We start from the raw sequence: 19,141 nt of genomic DNA on the forward strand, positions 1-19,141 counted from the left end.
ACTTTAGTGCTTAGAAAATAAGGACTAAAGTCCTTACTACGAACTGTTCCCAGCACCTATTTTAGTGACGAGTGTAGGAATGCTCAAAGTGAGTTTTGAGTGTATGAGCCATAACAGAGATGACAATTGCTGCTATGGAAACCGATATTGCTGCGATTTTGATTCTAAAATCATCTGCAAGTATTGCTATAGCCGCTAGAGCGATCGCTACTCCTATACAACCTTGTTTAACCCTATTTGTAACTTGATAAGCTCGATTGCAAGAACTACAAATAAGTGTGTGTCGTGAAAATCTGTCTAGCAAAATTGGCTTTGAATTCAACTCGTCATTCTCAACATTTTTAAATGTAGAATAGCCATGATAAAAAGGCAAAGATGACCCAAATTTATCTAGCCACTTGCGGTACTCAATCACTAATGTGTCAGATGTTTTCAGCGGCAAATATAATTCTTTGAGACTTCTTCCTAAGCGCTCAATTTCTGCTTGTTGTCCCGCAATTAGAGGCAAATCCTGCTCCAATATTTTGTTCGTATTCAAGTGATCCAGCCAGCGCGGCCTCAGCTTAACTCCCCAAGTCATGAAATTACGATAACCTCTAGCTAAAAGACGGCATCGCCCTTTACCTAAAGGAATTGAATACAAAGCTAGTCCAAATGTCCAATCTTTTTTTTCAATATAAGCAGTGTTTAGCACAAGACTTGGAGCAACAAAATCAACATACTTCCAGGCTTCATTTGATTTGTTAGCTCCCCGCCACCTGCCTTTAATCCCCTGAGCCGAATTCTCTAGCACTTCCATTTCTAGCGGTTGAGCATTTTTACGATTACCACCCCCTCTAGTGCTATTATGGCTAATAGCAACATGAGCTGGATCGATAACATTTTCTACTAGATATGTTTGGTCATAAGGCAGATCCAATGTAAAGTCTGCACACACAAATCCTGACTTATCTAAATCTGGCAAAGTTGGAATAATTTCATCAACAGCAGTTTCTTTTTCGCCAGCCCATACCCAAATCATACCTTGGCGTTCCACAACTTTAAAGGATGGCACGCAAGCATTGACTGGAATTTTTGCATCTGTTGCTAATTGGGGAATGTGCAGACATTGGCCATCACTGCCAAACTGCCAACCGTGATATAAGCACTCAATTTTGCCGTCAATAATTTGTCCTTCAGAAAGTTTCGCTGTACGGTGAGGACAACGATCTGCTAAACAGATAAATTGTCCATCTTTGTTTTTGAACAAAACCAAAGGTTCATCGTACAAGGAAAAGCTATGAGGGCGGTTGGCAGGCAAGTCTTGTACAAAGGTGACGGGATACCAGCATTGCCTCCAGTTAAATTCTTGCTTTTCCTCTAGTTTCTCAAAAGTAGAAGTTGGTGGTGTCGCCTGTAGTGTTTCTGTTTCTAATGACATATTGTTCTCCAGGTTTATATAATTTTATCTCTTTTTATTATGCAGATATTACTTAATCCCAAAGATAGAATATTTCTAGGGTGAAGCTTGGAAATCCCTTAACTCACGTTTCTTCAAAATTAGCCTGGGGAAAAAGTAATGCTGTTTCGCGGTTTGAAGACTTATATCATGTCCGCATAATTAGTTATGCTAACCACAGTCATTGCACCCCACCCCTTAATCCCTTTCTGGGGCAGGTTTTTTTGATTAGACAAATTTTTGGGATTTTAAAATCAAAATCATTGTCTGAGAACTTAAAACTACGTTCAATAATTGAGAACATTCTCAACTATTTATCGAAAGCCTAAAAACCTGCCCTTGAAAGCCCCTTAATCCCCTCCCCGCTCTTCGGGAGGGGAGACAAAGCGTAGCTTTGGCGGGGGTGGGGTTCTTCGAGTTTAATAAGCAATCAAGCGGACATGATATTACCGTCAGAAGTTCAGATTCATTACCACGGGAAAAGAATTGTTGTACAGCGGTTCTCGTTCACGTGAGGTACACTCGTAGGGGCAATTCATGAATTGCCCCTACACCTTGCGATATAATTTTGTACCGCATTTGAGTGGGAACCGCTATAAGCAAAGCTAAAGAGCGACAATTACCTGCGATAATTTATATTGAATAGCCTAGTTTTTATTTTAGTAATTTTTTCCAATAAAGAAACTTTCCTATGGCAGGCTTTTGCTTGAGATGGTTGTTTTTCTAAAAAGCTTAAATAATCTAAATCAACAAGTTCTTCAGATGTCAATTGTTGCGGAGAGCGCCATAGCTTAGGATTCACTTGCTCATGGGTAAATCTTTTTCCTACACAACCTAAGCAATGAGAACAAGATTTTAAAGGTTCTTCCGACTTTAAGTAAGCTAATAATTTTCCAAAAAAATCTCCAGAGTCAGTAATTTTAATTCCGTCATTTTGGAGATTTTGTTTTTTAATAACTTTCGGAATAAACACCGCTTGGGGGCATTTATACAAATATCCTTCTGAAACAGTATGAGAGCGCCAAATATGAGCTACAGCGCAAGTTGAATAAATTTTTTGGACTAATTCTGTATTTTCCGTGCCTAATTCAGAATAAGATTCGCGGAAGTCATCCCAATAATAAGATTCTAAAATTGTTTTAGAGTCTTTAGCTTTTTGTTTGAATGTTTTTAAAGTTTCAGGATTTATGGTTTTACTTGGATAAAGTGAAATTTCTATAGCATCAATTTTTTCCCAAAACAGATCCGGTACTTTTGAAAGTAAATGACCGTTCGTTACCATTTTAACAAACTTAGTTATGCCTGATGCCCGAACTGCTTCAATTATTTGAATTATATTCGGATGTAGTAAAGGTTCTCCCCCAACTAATTTAACTCCTCGTGGAATATAGAATTTGGATAAAATAGAAAGATCACTGTATATCTTTTGTGGATCAGCAATATATTTGGCAACACCTGGGGATAAATGAGTACAAGCACGGCATGATAAATTACAATGATGCACTACATTAATTTCACAATATCTTCCTGTATCAATTTTATTGTTTGATATAGTGTACATTTTTCCTCCTACTTTAAAGTTCTGTTAGATATTGACTATTTTGGATATAAGCAAAATGTCATTCTTCTTAAAGTCGCTCTATTTGGGAAAACTTGGAAGATACAGAATATACTTAAAAAGTAGCTCAAAGCTTAACTTTGCACTATTTACAAGGGTAGGCCCCTACAACCGATTCATTTGTTACAAAGATTTTTGGAAATAGGATAAATTTTTGCGATCATACACAAAAAGGTGTGCATCATCTAGCTTTGCTCTATGTCAATTATCGTAAATTAGGGAAGACTATTGACTTTAGCTACTCAATTTTCAATTATAACTGTAACAGCAGCGATCGCAATTAACATTTCGTCATTTTTATCATTGAGTTCGGGAATCGCCCGCCCTTGAACGATCATCCCTCCAGATTCTACCGTGAGGGTTTTTCGCCCAAATGGTAATACAGCGAGTACTTCTTCTTCTCTAACTTGTTCTGGATATGGCACTGCCACCTGAACCTCTATAATCATTTCATTGGGATGACTTAAACCTGCGACTTCCCAAACACCAGGTAAAGCATTGTGAGCGATCGCATTACGTACTGCCCTAGATGCTGCTACTGTTGGTTCTTGTCCATGCTGATCTATTCCCATCCCCATCTCGATAATCAAGCGTTTACGCGCCATTGCTAACTCCGGTAAATCTTGCATTTTGACACTAAAAAAGGCAGAAGTTAGAGAAGCTACTTGGAAAAAAACCTTGCAACTTACTGCATCCTTCTGCCCTCTGCCTTACACCATACGTTGCAAGCGACTCAGACGCTCTGAGTAACTTTTCATCACCTGTAGAGCAAACACGGGTGTTTCCTGAACAGCAAAGAGAAACCCTTGCTCATCAAGAAAACCCAGCTTGGTATCCACCTTGGCAATAGCTGCGTAAGTTCTACTTTTGACTCCTACAAGTACCCCTGCACCAAAAATTTCGCCTGTTTCAATGGTTTCTACAACTTTGCCATTGACTAATATATCTACCTCTCCTTCGATAATTCCATACATTTCATCACCAGACTGTCCTTCTTCAAAGATGACTTGGCCTGCTGAAAATGCTTTAGGGTCGGGTTGTTTTTGAAATATACTGACTGTGATTACAGGACTTAGCATTAGAGCAACCCCAAAATTCTTGGTTTTTAGACGAAACTTTTTGATAGCTTTAGGCGAACCCAGAAAAGTATACTACTTTCTGTTCCCTTGATTTACACGTTGTCTCTAATATCGGCTCTGGCTTTAAATTTTCTCGCAACAGTGGTTTTTTAATGCAACTTAGACAAAAAGTAGCTAGAAAAAACCATCAAATCTATATACAGAAAGACTTTGACATCGTTTTGCTTAGTTTATTGATATATATGCGTTTCAAGCATTTTGGATCATTTGGTGCATTTTCTTTGCCCTACATGGGTTTGAGGCTTGTTTATGCCTCAAAATTAAATCTCGTTAGGGTTTTCCACCTTTGTCACCACATATTTGGGTCTGAATCATAAGGCTTCACGCAATGCTTTAAAGTAAGGAGTAATGAGTGGATGAAAAATGGGTATTTACTCATTACTTATTACTTATTACTCATTACTCCTTCTTAAGAGCGCCTTTAGGTCGGTGAGGATGTCACGTTTTGCCCCATACCTTCACAAGTTCCTCAAATTGTTTTCTTATAAATATAAGTAAAAGATAAGTGAAAGCGATCGCGAATTAGTAAACCTTCCGGTCATCAGTAGCTAAAAGCTTGAGGAAAATAGTTTGGAGATAAACTAATATGTTTCAAAAAATATTGGTTGCATTAGATACATCGACTAGCAATAGGAGTGTGTTTGAGAAAGCACTTGCCTTAGCGGAGGTTTTACAAGCTAACTTGACGTTGTTGCACGTACTATCACCAGAAGAAGAAGGAAGCCCAGATATTTCTTTACTGGCTAGCTCTGAATATTATGTGGGGCTAGGAATGAGTACCGAAATTTTGGAGATGCAGCAAAAGCAGTGGAAAAAGTTCCTTAATCAGGGACTAGAGATGTTGCGATCGCTTGCAGATGAAGCAATTAGTACTGGTATTAGTACTGAATTTTATCAAAAACCAGGTAGCCCTGGACGCATTATCTGTGAATTTGCCCGTAATGGCAAATTTGACTTAATTGTAATCGGGCGTAGGGGTCGCTCTGGTCTGTCTGAGTTGTTTTTAGGTAGTGTCAGCAATTATGTCCTTCACCATGCCTCTTGTTCAGTCTTGACTGTACAGCATCCTCTTAGTACAAGTAAAACTGAAACTGCACAGCTAGAGAAAGTAACACCATCCATCTAACTGCTAATTTTGCCGATTATTGCAGACATGGTACCTTTTAATATAAAAGGCTTACAGTTAATCGGCACTGGGAAAGTGTGCAGGTGTGTGTACCAAGATTAGGCTCAGTGGGCTTGTCTAATACGCAAAAATTAATTATTGAAAGCTCCATCCTCAGCCGTGAAGCCTGATAGAGTTCTTGACGCCATCTTCTATAATTAGTAAAACCTGCACACCTAATTCTAGGCATGAGACTGTGACCGAATCAGGAAGTTACAAAGATACTGTAAACCTACCCAAGACTAATTTTGATATGCGGGCAAACGCCATCAAGCGCGAGCCGGAAATCCAAAAATTTTGGGAAGAAAATAAAATTTACGATCGCCTCTTTGAAAATAACCCCGGCGAATTATTTATACTGCACGATGGGCCTCCCTACGCTAATGGCTCACTCCATATTGGTCATGCCTTAAATAAAATTCTCAAAGATATTATTAACCGCTACCAAATGTTACAAGGGCGTAAAGTTCGCTACGTCCCTGGTTGGGATTGTCACGGATTGCCAATTGAGTTAAAAGTTTTGCAGAACATGAAGTCAGCAGAACGGCAAAATTTAACGTCTTTACAACTGCGGCAGAAAGCGAAAGAATTTGGACTAGCGACGGTAGATAACCAGCGCCAAAATTTTAAACGCTACGGTATTTGGGGTGATTGGGAAAACCCTTATCTAACTTTGAAGCCGGAATATGAAGCGGCTCAAATTGGCGTGTTTGGTCAGATGTTCTTAAAAGGCTACATCTATCGCGGTTTGAAGCCGGTTCACTGGAGTCCCAGTTCTAAAACTGCTTTGGCTGAAGCTGAGTTGGAATATCCTGAAGGTCACGTTTCTCGTAGTATCTATGCAGCTTTTGCAATCACAAGTTTGGCAGAAGCCGTAAAACCACTGTTGGCGGAATATCAGTCAGATTTAGGCGTGGCTATCTGGACGACTACACCTTGGACAATTCCAGGGAATTTGGCTGTGGCGGTAAATGCAGATTTGAATTATGCAGTGGTGGAAGTAGAACCCCACCCCCCAACCCCCTCCCCGCAAGCAGGGAGGGGGAGTGAGGAAGTAGCTTCCGCCTCTCTCTTAACGGAGAGGGGGACTGAGGGGGTGAGGTTCCGCTATCTCATTGTTGCTGCTGATTTAGTGGAACGTTTATCTTCAACGTTGGGAGTTGAGTTAACTGTAAAAGCCACATTCAAAGGGAATGATTTAGAACATACTACTTATCGTCATCCTCTATATAACCGCGAAAGTCCGATTGTTGTCGGCGGTGATTACATCACTACTGAATCGGGTACTGGGTTGGTACATACTGCACCGGGTCATGGTCAAGAAGACTACATTGTTGGTCAACGCTACGGTTTACCCATCCTTGCACCAGTGGATGACAATGGCAATTTTACCGAAGAAGCGGGACAATTTGCGGGGTTGAATGTGCTGGGTGATGGGAATCAAGCGGTGATTGATGCACTGGCTGCGGCTGGTTCTTTGTTGAAGGAAGAACCATATCCCCACAAATATCCTTATGATTGGCGGACGAAGAAGCCAACAATTTTCCGCGCCACTGAACAATGGTTTGCTTCTGTGGAAGGATTTAGAGAAGAAGCATTGAAGGCGATCGCCACGGTAAAATGGATTCCAGCCCAAGGTGAAAATCGGATCACGCCAATGGTGGCGGAACGTTCCGATTGGTGTATCTCTCGTCAACGCGCTTGGGGTGTACCCATTCCCGTTTTCTACGACGAAGCCACGGGAGAACCACTGCTGAATGAAGAAATTATCAACCACGTCCAAGGAATCATCGCTGAAAAAGGTTCCGATGCTTGGTGGGAACTTTCAGTTGAGGAATTATTACCAGAATCTTATCGTAATAATGGCAAGTCGTACCGCCGGGGTACAGACACAATGGATGTATGGTTTGATTCTGGCTCATCTTGGGCAGCTGTAGTTCAACAGCGTCCAGAGTTACGCTACCCTGCTGATATATATTTGGAAGGTTCCGACCAACATCGCGGTTGGTTTCAGTCAAGTTTGCTCACCAGTGTAGCGGTAAATGACATTGCACCTTACAAAACTGTGCTAACTCACGGCTTCGCTTTGGACGAACAAGGGCGAAAAATGAGCAAGTCAGAAGGAAATGTGGTCGATCCAAATACAATCATTGAAGGCGGCAAAAATCAAAAAGTAGAACCGCCTTACGGTGCAGATGTATTGCGATTGTGGGTATCATCGGTTGACTACTCCGGCGATGTCCGCATTGGCAAAAACATCATTAAGCAGATGAATGATGTTAGGGGTAAGATTCGCAATACGGCGCGGTTCTTGTTGGGTAGCTTGGATGATTTTGACCCGGAAAAAGATGCAGTTCCCTTCGAGGAATTGCCCGAACTTGACCGTTATATGCTGCACCGCATCACCGAAGTATTTGAAGAAGTCACTCAAGCTTTTGAGAGTTTCCAATTCTTCCGCTTTTTCCAAACAGTGCAGAATTTCTGCGTGGTGGATTTATCCAACTTTTATTTAGATGTTGCCAAAGACAGGCTGTACATCAGTGCAAAAGATGCTTTCCGCCGTCGCAGTTGTCAAACGGTGCTGAAAATAGCTTTAGATAATTTAGCACGAGCGATCGCACCAGTGTTATCTCACACTGCTGAAGATATCTGGCAATATCTCCCTTACAAAACACCTTACAAATCAGTGTTTGAAGCTGGTTGGGTACAGGTTGAGGAAAAATGGCGTAATCCAGAATTAGCAGAATTTTGGACAGAGTTACGGAAAATTCGCGATCAGGTCAACAAAAATCTAGAAAAATATCGATTGCAAAAAACAATCGGATCTTCTTTAGAAGCAAAAGTTGTGGTGCATATCTTTGATGAGAGATTGCGTCAACGTTTACAAGCTCTCAATCCTAATACTCACGGTTCAGTTGAAAAAAGTAATGGTGTAGATGAGTTACGTTATCTATTTTTAGCTTCTCAAGTAGAAGTGCCATCTGAACCCATTTTTGAGGAAGGAGATGATGCTGGCATATATATTCAGGTTTACAAAGCAGATGGGCAAAAATGCGATCGCTGTTGGAACTACTCTACTCATGTGGGAGAATCAGCAGAACATCCCCTAATTTGCGAACGATGCGTTGCAGCCTTAGCTGGAGAGTTTTAAAAGCAAAAATCCCACGGTGCTAAGAAGATGTCTGAGAAGTATCAAATATTTCTTGATCCCCCCTAACCCCCCTTAAAAAAGGGGGGAATAAGAGTCTTAAAGTCCCCATTTTTAAGGGGAGCCACTGCGGTCTTGGGGGTCTCCCCCATGAGCAAGTGGCGTGGATTTAGGGGGATCTCCAAGGGTTAGATGTATACAAAAAAACTTTTCAGACATCCTCTAACAGACTAGAAATCACTAACCTAAAAATGGCTAAATGCACTTAGGGACTTCCAATAAATAAATTATCCAATCTTGTGGGGCGGGCATCTTGCCCGCCTCTGGCTATAGGCGGTTAATTACGAATTACACTTCGGTTGGTTGATATTCTTGTTGTCTTTCTACAAACGACTGAACACGGGTGCGGTAGTTTCTCACAGTCTCATCTACCCATTCGCGATCGTTGCTATTTGCATACAAATGCACCAGTGGTTCGCTGGCATCTGGTAAAACTAACAGCCAACTGTCATCGTAGGGTTGACAAATTTTTACTCCATCAATTAATTCTAGATTTTGGGCTGGGTGAGTTTCTACCAAGTAACGCATCAAAGCACCCTTAGCTGTCCACGGGCAACGGACTGTATAAGTTTTGTGAATTACACGGGGCAATTCTGACCGCGCCGCAGCAAGCGATCGCTCTTGGATAGTCAACATCTCAATGATCTTCGCAATGCAGAACATGGAATCAAATCCCGGATGCAGTTGCGGGAAAATAAAACCAGTTTCTCCACTACCTCCTAGCACCACATTCGGGTTTTTCTGGCAAGCTTCCATTAAAGCTGTCGGGTTGGCTTTAGTGCGAATCACTCTGCCATCATGGCGACGGGCGACTTGTTCAATCGCACTGGAAGCATGAACTGGTACAACTACTGTCCCTCTGGGGTTAGCGGTTAATATCATGTCTACCATCAGTGCTGTTAAAATTTCCCCACGAATTGGGTAGCCTGATTCATCAACTAAAATTAGCTGTTCTCCATTAGCGGATACTTGCACCCCAAAGTTAGCTTTCAATGCCTCCACTACATGACCTAACTGAGTCAGCAATCCTTCGCGATCGGTGATTGACATCGCACTTTTATTGACACTGGCATTCAATACCACGGCATCAGCGCCAAATTTATCCAACATTTGGGGTAAAACTGCCCCTGATACCGCATAAACATAATCAATCACCACTTTGGCGCGGCTATTGCGGAGTGTATGCACATGCAAAAGTTTTTCAAAAGCAGTGCAGTACCGCTCCATGACTTGGCTAGGATAAGACACATCGCCAATTTCATGAATTAGCGCCCGCCGCATATCCTCCTTAAAGTAAGCCCCTTCGATTTTCTTTTCCAGGGCTTTGGTGATATTAATGCCCTTTGCATCCATGAATTCAATCAGAATGTAATCAGGGCGATCGGGATGTACCCGGACGTGGATACCACCAGCTACCGACATTGTGGGTATAACTGTGCGGGCAATGGGGATAGCTGTAGCATCGAGATTTTGAATATCAATACCTACAGACATTAAACCAGCAATCAGCGATCGCGTCACCATCCGAGAAACATTACGCTGGTCGCGGGAAACCGTTACTTTAGAACCAGGTTTCAAAGTTGAACCGTAAGCAGATCCCAATTTCACAGCGAATTCTGGGGTGATGTCGATATTCGCTAATCCTTGGACACCACGTTGCCCAAATAAATTCCGTTGGGCGGTGTTTCCCCAAATCAAGTTAATGTTTAAAACTGCCCCTGATTCAATCTTTTTACTGGGCCAAACGCGCACACCAGGGCTAATTTGGGCTTCTTCTCCCACTGTGGAAAGCGAACCCACCACAGCAGCTTCTAATACATGGGCGCGGCGATCTACACGAGTGCCACGGGAAATTACACAGGCAGAAAGATGTGCTTCATCGCCAATGAATGCCCCATTCCACACGATGGGACGTTTGAGATTAGCATCAGCACCAATAGTGACATTATCCCCAATTACGGTTCCTGCCTCAATTTGGACTCTTGCCCCGATGCGGCAATTGTCACCAATCACTGCTGGGGTTTCAATCACAGCCGTCTGGTCAATATAAGTATTTTGGCCTACCCATAACTCATGAGAAACCTCTTTGTAGGCAAAATCGAGATTTACTTTCCGGTCTAAGGCGTCATACTGAGCCTCACGATAGGCATCTAAGTGACCGACATCACACCAGTAACCTTGAGCAATGTAACCATACATTGGCTCATCTTTTGCTAGTAGTAAGGGGAATAAGTCTTTGGAAAAGTCACATTCAACATTTGCTGGCAGATATTCCAAAACTTCTGGTTCGAGAATGTAAGTACCAGTGTTAACGGTATCAGAAAAAATTTCACTACTAGAGGGTTTTTCTAAAAATCGCCGAATCCGTCCTTCCTCATCGGTAATCACCACTCCAAATTCAATCGGGTTGGGAACCCTGGTTAAAATCAAAGTAGCTTTTGACTTATTTTGTTTGTGAAATGCGATCGCAGCCGTCAGGTCAAAATCTGTTATGCTATCACCGCTAATGACTAAAAAAGTTTCATCAAGAAGTTCGGCAATGTTTTTCACACAGCCAGCTGTACCTAAAGGCTGATCTTCTTCGACAGCATAAGTCATCTGCACGCCAAAATCGCTGCCATCTTGAAAATAGTCTCGCAAGACATCAGGTAAATAATGCAATGTTGCAATAACTTCTGTAATTTGATGTCGTTTGAGGAGATTAATAATATGTTCGGCAATTGGTCGATTTAGAATCGGCACCATCGGTTTCGGCAAATCGCAAGTTAACGGGCGAAGCCGCGTTCCCGAACCCCCTGCCATCAGTACTGCACGCATAAATCCTCCTTAACTAGTTACAGCCTTTGCTGCTTGAAAACGTATCAGATAGACTTTGTTATTCTTTCTCTAGTCTCCTATGGATATTGATATTTGAGGAACTTCCACAAGATGCATATAGATTGGGGATTGGGCATTGGGAATGGGCAAAGGGAAAGGGGTAAGGGGGAAAGGTTAAATTTATCCCTTTACCCTTTACCCTTTACCCTTTACCCTTTACCCTTTACCCTTTAACCTTTTCCCCAGTCCCCAGTCCCCACCTTATTGGCAATGATAAAGTTCATATTCGTAGCCGTCTACGGGTGGCAAAGATTGAGTATCAGACGTAACACATGTTTTCACGGTTTCTGCTACCGGTGCGTGAAAGTTTACCAGCCACAAGTCAAAAGGTCGTGGTAATTGTTTTAAAGTATTTTCCAGAGCAATGGTGGAAGCATTCGGATCTCGATCTTGATGAGCCAGGAGAAACAGAGGATTTTGGAGTGAATTTGCACGTTTAATTTCCCTCGCAACTCCCATCATTTCCCCAGTGTGTACATAAGTCTTGTGGGTGGTGGCAATCAGTACTGGTGTTGGGGATGTTTGTTGAATTAGTTGCACAAACAGGTCAGGACGATAATATTTTTGATAGCCGAGATTGCAGATTACTGTAACTGCACTGAAAAATCCCATTAACCAAATTAACATTACGGCTTTTTTTCCGTTTATTCCCCATTTACCTATGCTTGTTATCCGATTTTTCCCTGGCTCTGTTTCCATCCATTCCTGGGGAGGATGCCAACAAACTGCGAGACTTGCACCTAGTAAAACCACGATCGCGGGAAAGTAAACAAAGTTATATCTAGCACCCCTGGTAAGGTCAATACCCAAAAAGTACGTAAAGATAAAGAATATTGCGATCGCACTGATAACTACTCCAGCAATTACCTGAATCATCATCCGGTTTTCTGGGTGCTGTAGTTGAATTTTTATCCCACGCAGCAAAATTGGTACTGCCCAAATAAAGAAAGTCAGCATCACTACCCCAGAAGGAATCACAACCAAAGCTTGAGAAGATTCAACTGGTAATAGGGAAATCATGGCAATCAATGTTCCTAAAGCTTGAAAAATTGGGCTTAACCACTCTAGTCCAACGCGCGAACCTCGAATCCACTCGGTCAAAGCACCACGATTTTCATTCTCTAACAAGGTTGGTATCCAAATTAAACCTGCTACACAAGTACCTATTGCAACGGCATAGATGCGCCGCCAGGGAGGAGAAAAGAGCAGAGAAAATTTGCTGCTAGTAGTCTGCCAACCCAAAAATGCTGGGTGAGGGCTGGGGAAAGGGGAAAGGGTAAAGGGTAAAGGATTTAAAACCTTTCCCCCTTCCCCCTTACCCTTTACCCTGCCAAGTTCACTTGGCGAACTGCTAGTTTGCAATTGAAGCCAAGCCAGAAAAATCAAAACTACGACTTCTGTGCAAAGGGTAAGGGTGAAAAAATAATGAGTAGCAATACCTAAAGCATTAATTCCTATCCAGAAAAGTGCTACCCATATAGGTAAAGGTGTGCGGTTTTGAATATGACGTGTGGCAATTACTAAGCAGGTGAGGGAACCAATTACCCATAAGATTGCCAAAGTGTAATGACGCGCTTCTTGTGCTAAAAATACGCCATAAGGTGATATTGCCATCATGGCAGCAGTCAAGTGTCCTACCAATGACGAACGAAATGCTACTCTACCTAATACATAAACACACGGAATGGAGGCAGCGCCGAATATAGCTGGTAGCAATCGCGCCCCAAACAGCGATACTAATCCTCCGTCGCTGGGAAATAATTTCATCCACAGATAAGCCAGCACAAAATACAGTGGTGGATGACTATCTTGTGTGGCTAAGTTATGAATGACATCACCAATACTAGCCGCTGGGTTTGGTTGCAGTGGTTGTAATAGAATATCAGGTGCGATCGCTTGATCGAGGGGAACTGATAAAAAAGTATTCCCCAAGCTAAACACCAAGGTGGCAAACTCGTCAGTCCAAGGAGGCTTTGCAGTCAAGTTGGTGAGGCGCAAGCTGATGCCGACGATCAACCAGATTAAGATCAGCAAGAGATTAACCCAAAAAGGAGGAAGGCGATGCCAATTATGCCAATGCTTGCGTTGTGAGCCAGAGTTTTTATCTGCCAGAGGCAGGAAATGTATAGCAGATGCAGGTAGCAACGAGATAATTTTTTTGTAAAAATAAAATGCACCTTGGAAAAGAACTCTCATTGCTGGGCCTCACAGTCATGGATTTGTAGATTTGACGTTTGAGATTTAAGTTCGTTCTAAAATCTAAAAACAAAAATCTAAAGCTCAAATCCCTCGTTGTGATTATTTCACGTCTGTGACGCGCCAGCTAAGTTTCAAATTAACCCAGAAATTCCAGATGGTAGCAACTGCGATCGCGATCAACTTAGCTAAATACTGATTTATTTCCAAGATATTATAGAGAAAATTAATTATTAGAGCTTGTAATATAACTCCTGCCAAACAGACCGCGCTGAACTTCAAAAATCGCTTGAAACGTTGATGCAAAGCACGTTGCCTTTGAGAAATATCACTAAAAGTCCATACGTCATTCCATAGGAAATTATTTACGATTGCCACTCCGGCCGAAAGAATCGTACTGCGAGTTAAACCTAAATGAATTACAGTACGCAGTAAGTGAAACACCGTTAAATCCACAAACACACCACTAAAGCCAACAAACCCAAAACGGACAAATCGACCGACGGGGAAATTGACTTTTCTACTCAATCGTCCTACTTTCCCTGTGGAAAGCCGCAATCGCACTAAGTGGTGGATGTAATCTATATATTGCTTCCATGTCACCTTACTCTCGCCCTCTTTGCGTTCGCAAAATACATACCCAACCTCGGCAACTTGGTCTACTTTTCCCCGGCCAATTACTTCTAGAAGAATTTTATATCCAACTGGATTGAGTGTCGCACCTGCGATCGCACTCCGGCGCACCATAAAATAACCACTCATCGGGTCAGAAACTCTGCCCACTACCCCCGGTAAGATTACCAAGCCTAACAACTGAGCGCCACGAGACAAGAAACGCCTAACAACACTCCAACTACTAACACCGCCTCCTTCTACATGACGGCTAGCTACTGCCAAATCTGCTCCCTGATCAATATTATGCAACAGTTGTATTAATACCTCTGGTGGATGCTGTAAATCTCCATCAATCACCCCCAGTACACTCCCCGTAGCTGCTTGCCACCCACGAATCACCGCTGAGGACAGACCCCGTTCTTGTTGGCGTCGCATCACTCGCAACTGGAGGTATTCTGTCGTCAAAGATTGCGCTATCTCCCAGGTTCGGTCTGGGCTATCATCATCTACTACTATTAGTTCATAGTTTCCTGCAATAGATTCATCCAGTAATTGACTCAATATACTGACTACATTCTTGATGTTGTCACGCTCTTTATAAGTAGGAATCACTAGAGAAAGATGAATAGAATTATCATCATCTATACCCACGGGGTTGGGGGGCAACTCTGAAATCTTTAGTGGGCCAGTTGATACTGGTAACAGCGAGTTGGATGAGTTTGTTTTCATATTCCAAATTGCAAAACGAGGGTGTGTAAAGTCCGTGGAAAATAGAATCAAACATCTGCTGACTTTATTGACTAAACCTAGTTGCTCAAAAGTTGAGGAATCCTTTTGTTACAGTTAGTTGCCCTGAAAGTTTAGTAATTCCCGCACTTCGATCCCAGTATTTTCCTAAATTAATCTAAATTTTACATTTTACCCCTTGTTTTTATGATAATATATGAAAAATTACGTATTTTTTAGTAAAATATCGTGTAATTTTAAGTAAACTCGGTCAGCAAATATACATTTTATTCAGCATATCTTTATAATTTTTTAATGATACTACGGGGAATATTATTTTAGTATGGAGTATCGTAAATCTTGGTAATATGCTTATACATTATTGTTTTTACAGCAAGGTAAGAAGAAAGTGCAAATGCTGATTACATAAGCTTGTTACACCCGTAAAAACTTATTTGTTGATGCAATAAATATTCAATTAATTAAACACTACAAAACAAAGAAAAATCAAAATTTTTCTTTGATAAATAGTTATAGCTATTTGTTAACCATAAAAGCAGTTATAAATTCCTATTTGATTTTTGAAAAAACGAACTACTCCATCAAGGTAAAAGGCAGTTAATGTTTCGTTCTTACCAGTTTTTAGAAGTAATTTGATTAACCAAACGAGACTAGATATGTACAGTCTCGTTTTGGAAGATTTGTCAACGTTTCGCAATATCAAAAATAAGCTTAACAAAAATTAATATGTTACTAAATAAGTATACTGTTTAGTAGACACTAGATTGAAAATATGTCAAAAGTAACACTATAAAATCCCCCGATAGGGCATTGCAAAAAACAGAAAAATTTTGTTTGTTATTAAATTAGATGGCGTAGTTTTATTGCTTGTTCTGAGTAAATGAACCACTAAGAATACAGGGTAGATCATGCATATTCCTGATGGATTTGTTTCTATTCCGGTGGCAGGGGCTACTGGTTTAGCGAGTGCGGCAGCGTTGTTTGTTGCTTTCGGGCGATCGCAAGAGGCTTTTGGGATTCGTCGTGCCCCGATATTGGGACTCACCACCGCCTTCATTTTTGCTGCCCAGATGATCAATTTTCCAGTAGCAGGAGGTACTAGTGGTCACTTGTTAGGGGGAACCTTAGCTGCGATCGTTTTAGGCAGTCCTTGGGCAGGAACGTTGTGTATCGCCACAGTTTTAATTATTCAAGCTGTGTTATTTGCTGATGGTGGTATTACTGCCTTGGGAGCAAATATTTTGAATATGGGAGTGATTGGTGTTTGGGTAGGCTGGGTTTTAACCGAAACCTTGCAACGGTTGTTTGGCGGATCTAAAGGGCGCTTACCTTTGGCTGCTGGTATAGCAGGGGGTGTAAGTGTAGTGGTAGCTGCGATCGCTTGTGCCATTGAATTAGCCCTCTCTGGAACTGCACCGGTAGCGATAGTTTTACCAGCTATGACTGGTGTGCATATTTTGATCGGTATTGGCGAAGGGCTGATTACCGGGGGTGTGCTGACTTATCTGGCCACCGCTCGACCAGATTTATTGCCAGGGGAACAGCAGGAGTTTCGCGGCTGGTCAGTGCCTATTGTCACTATTTTCTTAATTGCGGGAGTACTCTCACTCTTTGCCTCAGCATGGCCTGATGGTTTGGAGAAAGTTGCCGAAAATACGGGCTTTATCGACTTAGCCCAGAAAGTACGGATAATTGTGCCGACTCCCTTGGCTGACTATGGAATTGAGGGCTTGGGGGCAATTGGCACTAGTATCGCTGGGCTGGTGGGAGCTGCGGTTTGCTTTGCTGTTGCCTTTGGAATTGCCAAGGTAGTGAAACCGAAGAATGCTTAAACTTTCCTTACCGCTACGCTTGCAACTGTCTCTAGTGATTGTGGTGGGGGCAGCTTTATTAAAGCATTCTGCCTGGTATGGACTAAGTGTATATGGCGCGATCGCAATTTTATGGGCTTGCTTCTTGCGCGTACCAATTCGCCAATTGGGAGGATTACTCGGCACAGAATTGATTTTTTTGTCATTGTTAGCATTGCCCCAGGGATGGGAACGAGCCACTTTTTTGCTAGTTCGTTCGCTAGTTTGTCTGGTGACGATGAATAGTTTTTTGTTAACCTTACCCCCCCACAGTTTCGGCATTGCCCTTAAAACGTTACCAGTACCAGCACCTTTAAAGGAAAACTTGTTGTTAGCTGGGCAATATATGGAAATTTTGCTTTCAGAAGTAACGCGAATGCGGCGCAGCGCTCAACTACGCGGTCTGAATGGAACTACGGGATGGTTGCGCTATGCCAGTGCTGCCATGATTGGAGCTTTATATCTCCGTAGTCTAGATCGAGCAGAGCGAGTCTATGCGGCAATGGTAGCTCGTGGTTACAACGGACAATTACCCATAGATTCTACCCTCAGACCAAAAGAACGTTTTGCCCTATTACTAGCTTGGGCGATCGCTGCTAGCGTAACCCTAACTTCTTACAAAATTTAACCCACTCCCCAGTAGAGACGCGATTAATTGCGTCTCCATTCCCTTACATATTAAGTTTGTAAATTTTGAAATCATTGACTTCTAATCCCCAATTATCAACCGATAATCCCCATGCAGCTGTAGTCGAGGTTGAGAACCTGGTGTATGCATATTCCCACCAGGAGCCAGTATTACAGGAAATATCTTTTACCTTGAACAAAGGCGATCGCGTCGCATTGATGGGAGCAACTGGTTCGGGAAAAAGTACCTTGTTGGAGAACCTAATCGGCTTAAAACAACCGCAATCTGGGAAAATAACGATTAATGGTATTCCCGTAGAACCACAAACTTTAGCCCAAGTACGTCGTCAAATTGGCTTTAGCTTCCAAGATGCCAACGACCAACTATTTATGCCGACTATCTTGGAAGATATTACCTTTGGGCCACGTAACTATGGGATATCACCAGCAGAAGCAAGCGATCGCGCCTACCAGTTATTAGCTGATTTTGGTCTAGAAGCTTACGCCAATCGTTCCGCCCACGAACTTTCTGGTGGACAAAGACGCCTAGCCGCCCTAGCCTCGATTTTAGCCCTAGAACCAACAATTCTAATTTTGGATGAGCCAACTAACGGTCTCGATCCAGCATGGCGGCGTCATTTGGCGCAAGTATTATTAAAGTTACCTGTGCAAGCGATCTTAATTGCCTCCCACGATCTCCATTGGCTAGGCAGAGTTACTCAACGCGCTTTAGTACTGTCTGGTGGTCGTATTCAAATAGACAGCGATATTCAACCACTGTTGCAAGATGGTGCTACTTTAGACCAGTTGGGTTTGCCGATAGATTGGTGATTTGGGCATTGGGCATTGGGCAAGGGAAAGGGGAAAAGGGTAAGGGGAAAAGGGGAAAGATTAAATTTATTCCTTTTCCCTTTAACCTTTAACCTTTTCCCCTGCTTCCCCTGCTCCCCCTGCCCCTCTGCCCAATCCCCTCATTTACCCGTAATATTGGATACTATATTGTGGGTTGAATTGCCTTTGGGGTGTTAATGTCTGTTTTACGTAAATATACTGTTCTTGCTCCTGTTAGCCTAAGCATTGCTTTATTAGTTACTAGTTGCAGTGACAATAAAGTTTCCCAGTGCCAGCGACTGATTCGAGTTGTCAATGCTGGAACTTCTCTAATTGATAAAAATAAAGGAACACAAGTGATAACTAGCATACAGTTATCTAAAGATTTAGACTTTGTGACTAAATCCATTGGAGAGCTGAAGCTAAAAGATCCGAAGCTGAAAGAATTTCAAAGCGGTTTTGTGAAGATTTTTCAAAATCTTAGTCAAGCGATCGCCAAAGCAGGTAAAGCGCTTGGTGCAACCAAGACAGCACAAGCCTCGGAATCTGGGAGAGCAAAAATCCAGAAGGCTAGAGCCGAAATTGATTCAGCACTGACGACAGCTACAACTCTTGGCAAACAGTCAGATACATTAGTGAATCAGATGAATAAGTATTGTAGCGAGCCAGAATAATCTATCTGGGGCATTGGGCAGAGGGGCAGCACTTCTCTACGAGACGCTGCGCGTAGCTTGCTTCCCCGAAGTGGTACGGCTACGCTCTGTTACCGAGGAGCAGAGGGGCAGAGGGGAAAACTTACTGCAACTTCTCCTCTGTCATTTCATTCTCTC

13 protein-coding genes are annotated in these 19,141 nt (G+C 42.3%); 6 read left to right on the forward strand and 7 right to left on the reverse strand.

All coding sequences use genetic code 11. From position 1 onward, the window contains the following. Window positions 1-61 precede the first annotated feature (61 nt). From RMX69_RS14960 to RMX69_RS14975, 4 genes are all read right to left on the reverse strand, one after another. On the reverse strand, window positions 62-1,420 hold the full coding sequence (locus RMX69_RS14960; RefSeq protein WP_289797161.1) for a Rieske 2Fe-2S domain-containing protein: 1,359 nt from the start codon (window positions 1,418-1,420) through the stop codon (window positions 62-64). Window positions 1,421-2,057: 637 nt separating this feature from the next. Continuing rightward, window positions 2,058-2,999, reverse strand: a complete 942-nt coding sequence (locus tag RMX69_RS14965) for a radical SAM protein (RefSeq protein WP_289797162.1) — start codon at window positions 2,997-2,999, stop codon at window positions 2,058-2,060. 299 nt (window positions 3,000-3,298) lie between these two features. Further along, entirely contained in the window at window positions 3,299-3,661 is a 363-nt protein-coding gene (locus tag RMX69_RS14970; RefSeq protein WP_289799992.1) for a Lin0512 family protein, read from the reverse strand. 105 nt (window positions 3,662-3,766) lie between these two features. Beyond that, complete coding sequence (locus tag RMX69_RS14975) at window positions 3,767-4,135, reverse strand: Crp/Fnr family transcriptional regulator (protein ID WP_289797163.1); 369 nt, start codon at window positions 4,133-4,135, stop codon at window positions 3,767-3,769. Window positions 4,136-4,781: 646 nt separating this feature from the next. Between RMX69_RS14975 and RMX69_RS14980 the strand changes: the two genes are divergently transcribed. Together RMX69_RS14980 and ileS are read left to right on the forward strand one after the other, a co-directional pair. After that, window positions 4,782-5,321: a universal stress protein gene (locus RMX69_RS14980; RefSeq protein ID WP_289797164.1), complete on the forward strand. Its 540-nt coding sequence runs from the start codon at window positions 4,782-4,784 to the stop codon at window positions 5,319-5,321. A 235-nt stretch (window positions 5,322-5,556) separates the two neighbouring features. Further along, window positions 5,557-8,511, forward strand: a complete 2,955-nt coding sequence (ileS, locus tag RMX69_RS14985; protein WP_322637912.1) for an isoleucine--tRNA ligase — start codon at window positions 5,557-5,559, stop codon at window positions 8,509-8,511. 345 nt (window positions 8,512-8,856) lie between these two features. On the opposite strand, the gene RMX69_RS14990 is transcribed toward ileS, so the two are convergent. The 3 genes from RMX69_RS14990 to RMX69_RS15000 all read right to left on the reverse strand — a co-directional run bounded on the left by RMX69_RS14990 (window position 8,857) and on the right by RMX69_RS15000 (window position 14,985). Continuing rightward, on the reverse strand, window positions 8,857-11,385 hold the full coding sequence (locus tag RMX69_RS14990) for a mannose-1-phosphate guanyltransferase (RefSeq protein WP_289797166.1): 2,529 nt from the start codon (window positions 11,383-11,385) through the stop codon (window positions 8,857-8,859). A gap of 261 nt (window positions 11,386-11,646) precedes the next feature. Further along, window positions 11,647-13,641, reverse strand: a complete 1,995-nt coding sequence (locus tag RMX69_RS14995) for a glycosyltransferase family 39 protein (protein ID WP_322637913.1) — start codon at window positions 13,639-13,641, stop codon at window positions 11,647-11,649. Between the two features lie 102 nt (window positions 13,642-13,743). Further along, window positions 13,744-14,985 (reverse strand): glycosyltransferase, encoded by a 1,242-nt coding sequence (locus tag RMX69_RS15000; protein WP_289797168.1) that lies wholly within the window; start codon window positions 14,983-14,985, stop codon window positions 13,744-13,746. A 926-nt stretch (window positions 14,986-15,911) separates the two neighbouring features. Between RMX69_RS15000 and RMX69_RS15005 the strand changes: the two genes are divergently transcribed. The 4 genes from RMX69_RS15005 to RMX69_RS15020 all read left to right on the forward strand — a co-directional run bounded on the left by RMX69_RS15005 (window position 15,912) and on the right by RMX69_RS15020 (window position 18,985). Continuing rightward, window positions 15,912-16,835, forward strand: a complete 924-nt coding sequence (locus RMX69_RS15005) for an energy-coupling factor ABC transporter permease (RefSeq protein ID WP_289797169.1) — start codon at window positions 15,912-15,914, stop codon at window positions 16,833-16,835. Further along, entirely contained in the window at window positions 16,828-17,481 is a 654-nt protein-coding gene (locus RMX69_RS15010) for an energy-coupling factor transporter transmembrane protein EcfT (protein ID WP_322637914.1), read from the forward strand. Before RMX69_RS15005 ends, RMX69_RS15010 begins: the two co-directional genes overlap by 8 nt. A 65-nt stretch (window positions 17,482-17,546) precedes the next feature. Continuing rightward, a complete protein-coding gene (locus RMX69_RS15015) occupies window positions 17,547-18,311 on the forward strand; it encodes an energy-coupling factor ABC transporter ATP-binding protein (RefSeq protein ID WP_289797170.1) in 765 nt (254 codons plus the stop codon). A gap of 197 nt (window positions 18,312-18,508) precedes the next feature. Next, entirely contained in the window at window positions 18,509-18,985 is a 477-nt protein-coding gene (locus tag RMX69_RS15020; protein WP_322637915.1) for a hypothetical protein, read from the forward strand. Window positions 18,986-19,141: the final 156 nt, after the last annotated feature.

It is taken from the genome of Nostoc sp. EspVER01 (assembly GCF_034530635.1).
GTDB lineage: Bacteria > Cyanobacteriota > Cyanobacteriia > Cyanobacteriales > Nostocaceae > Nostoc.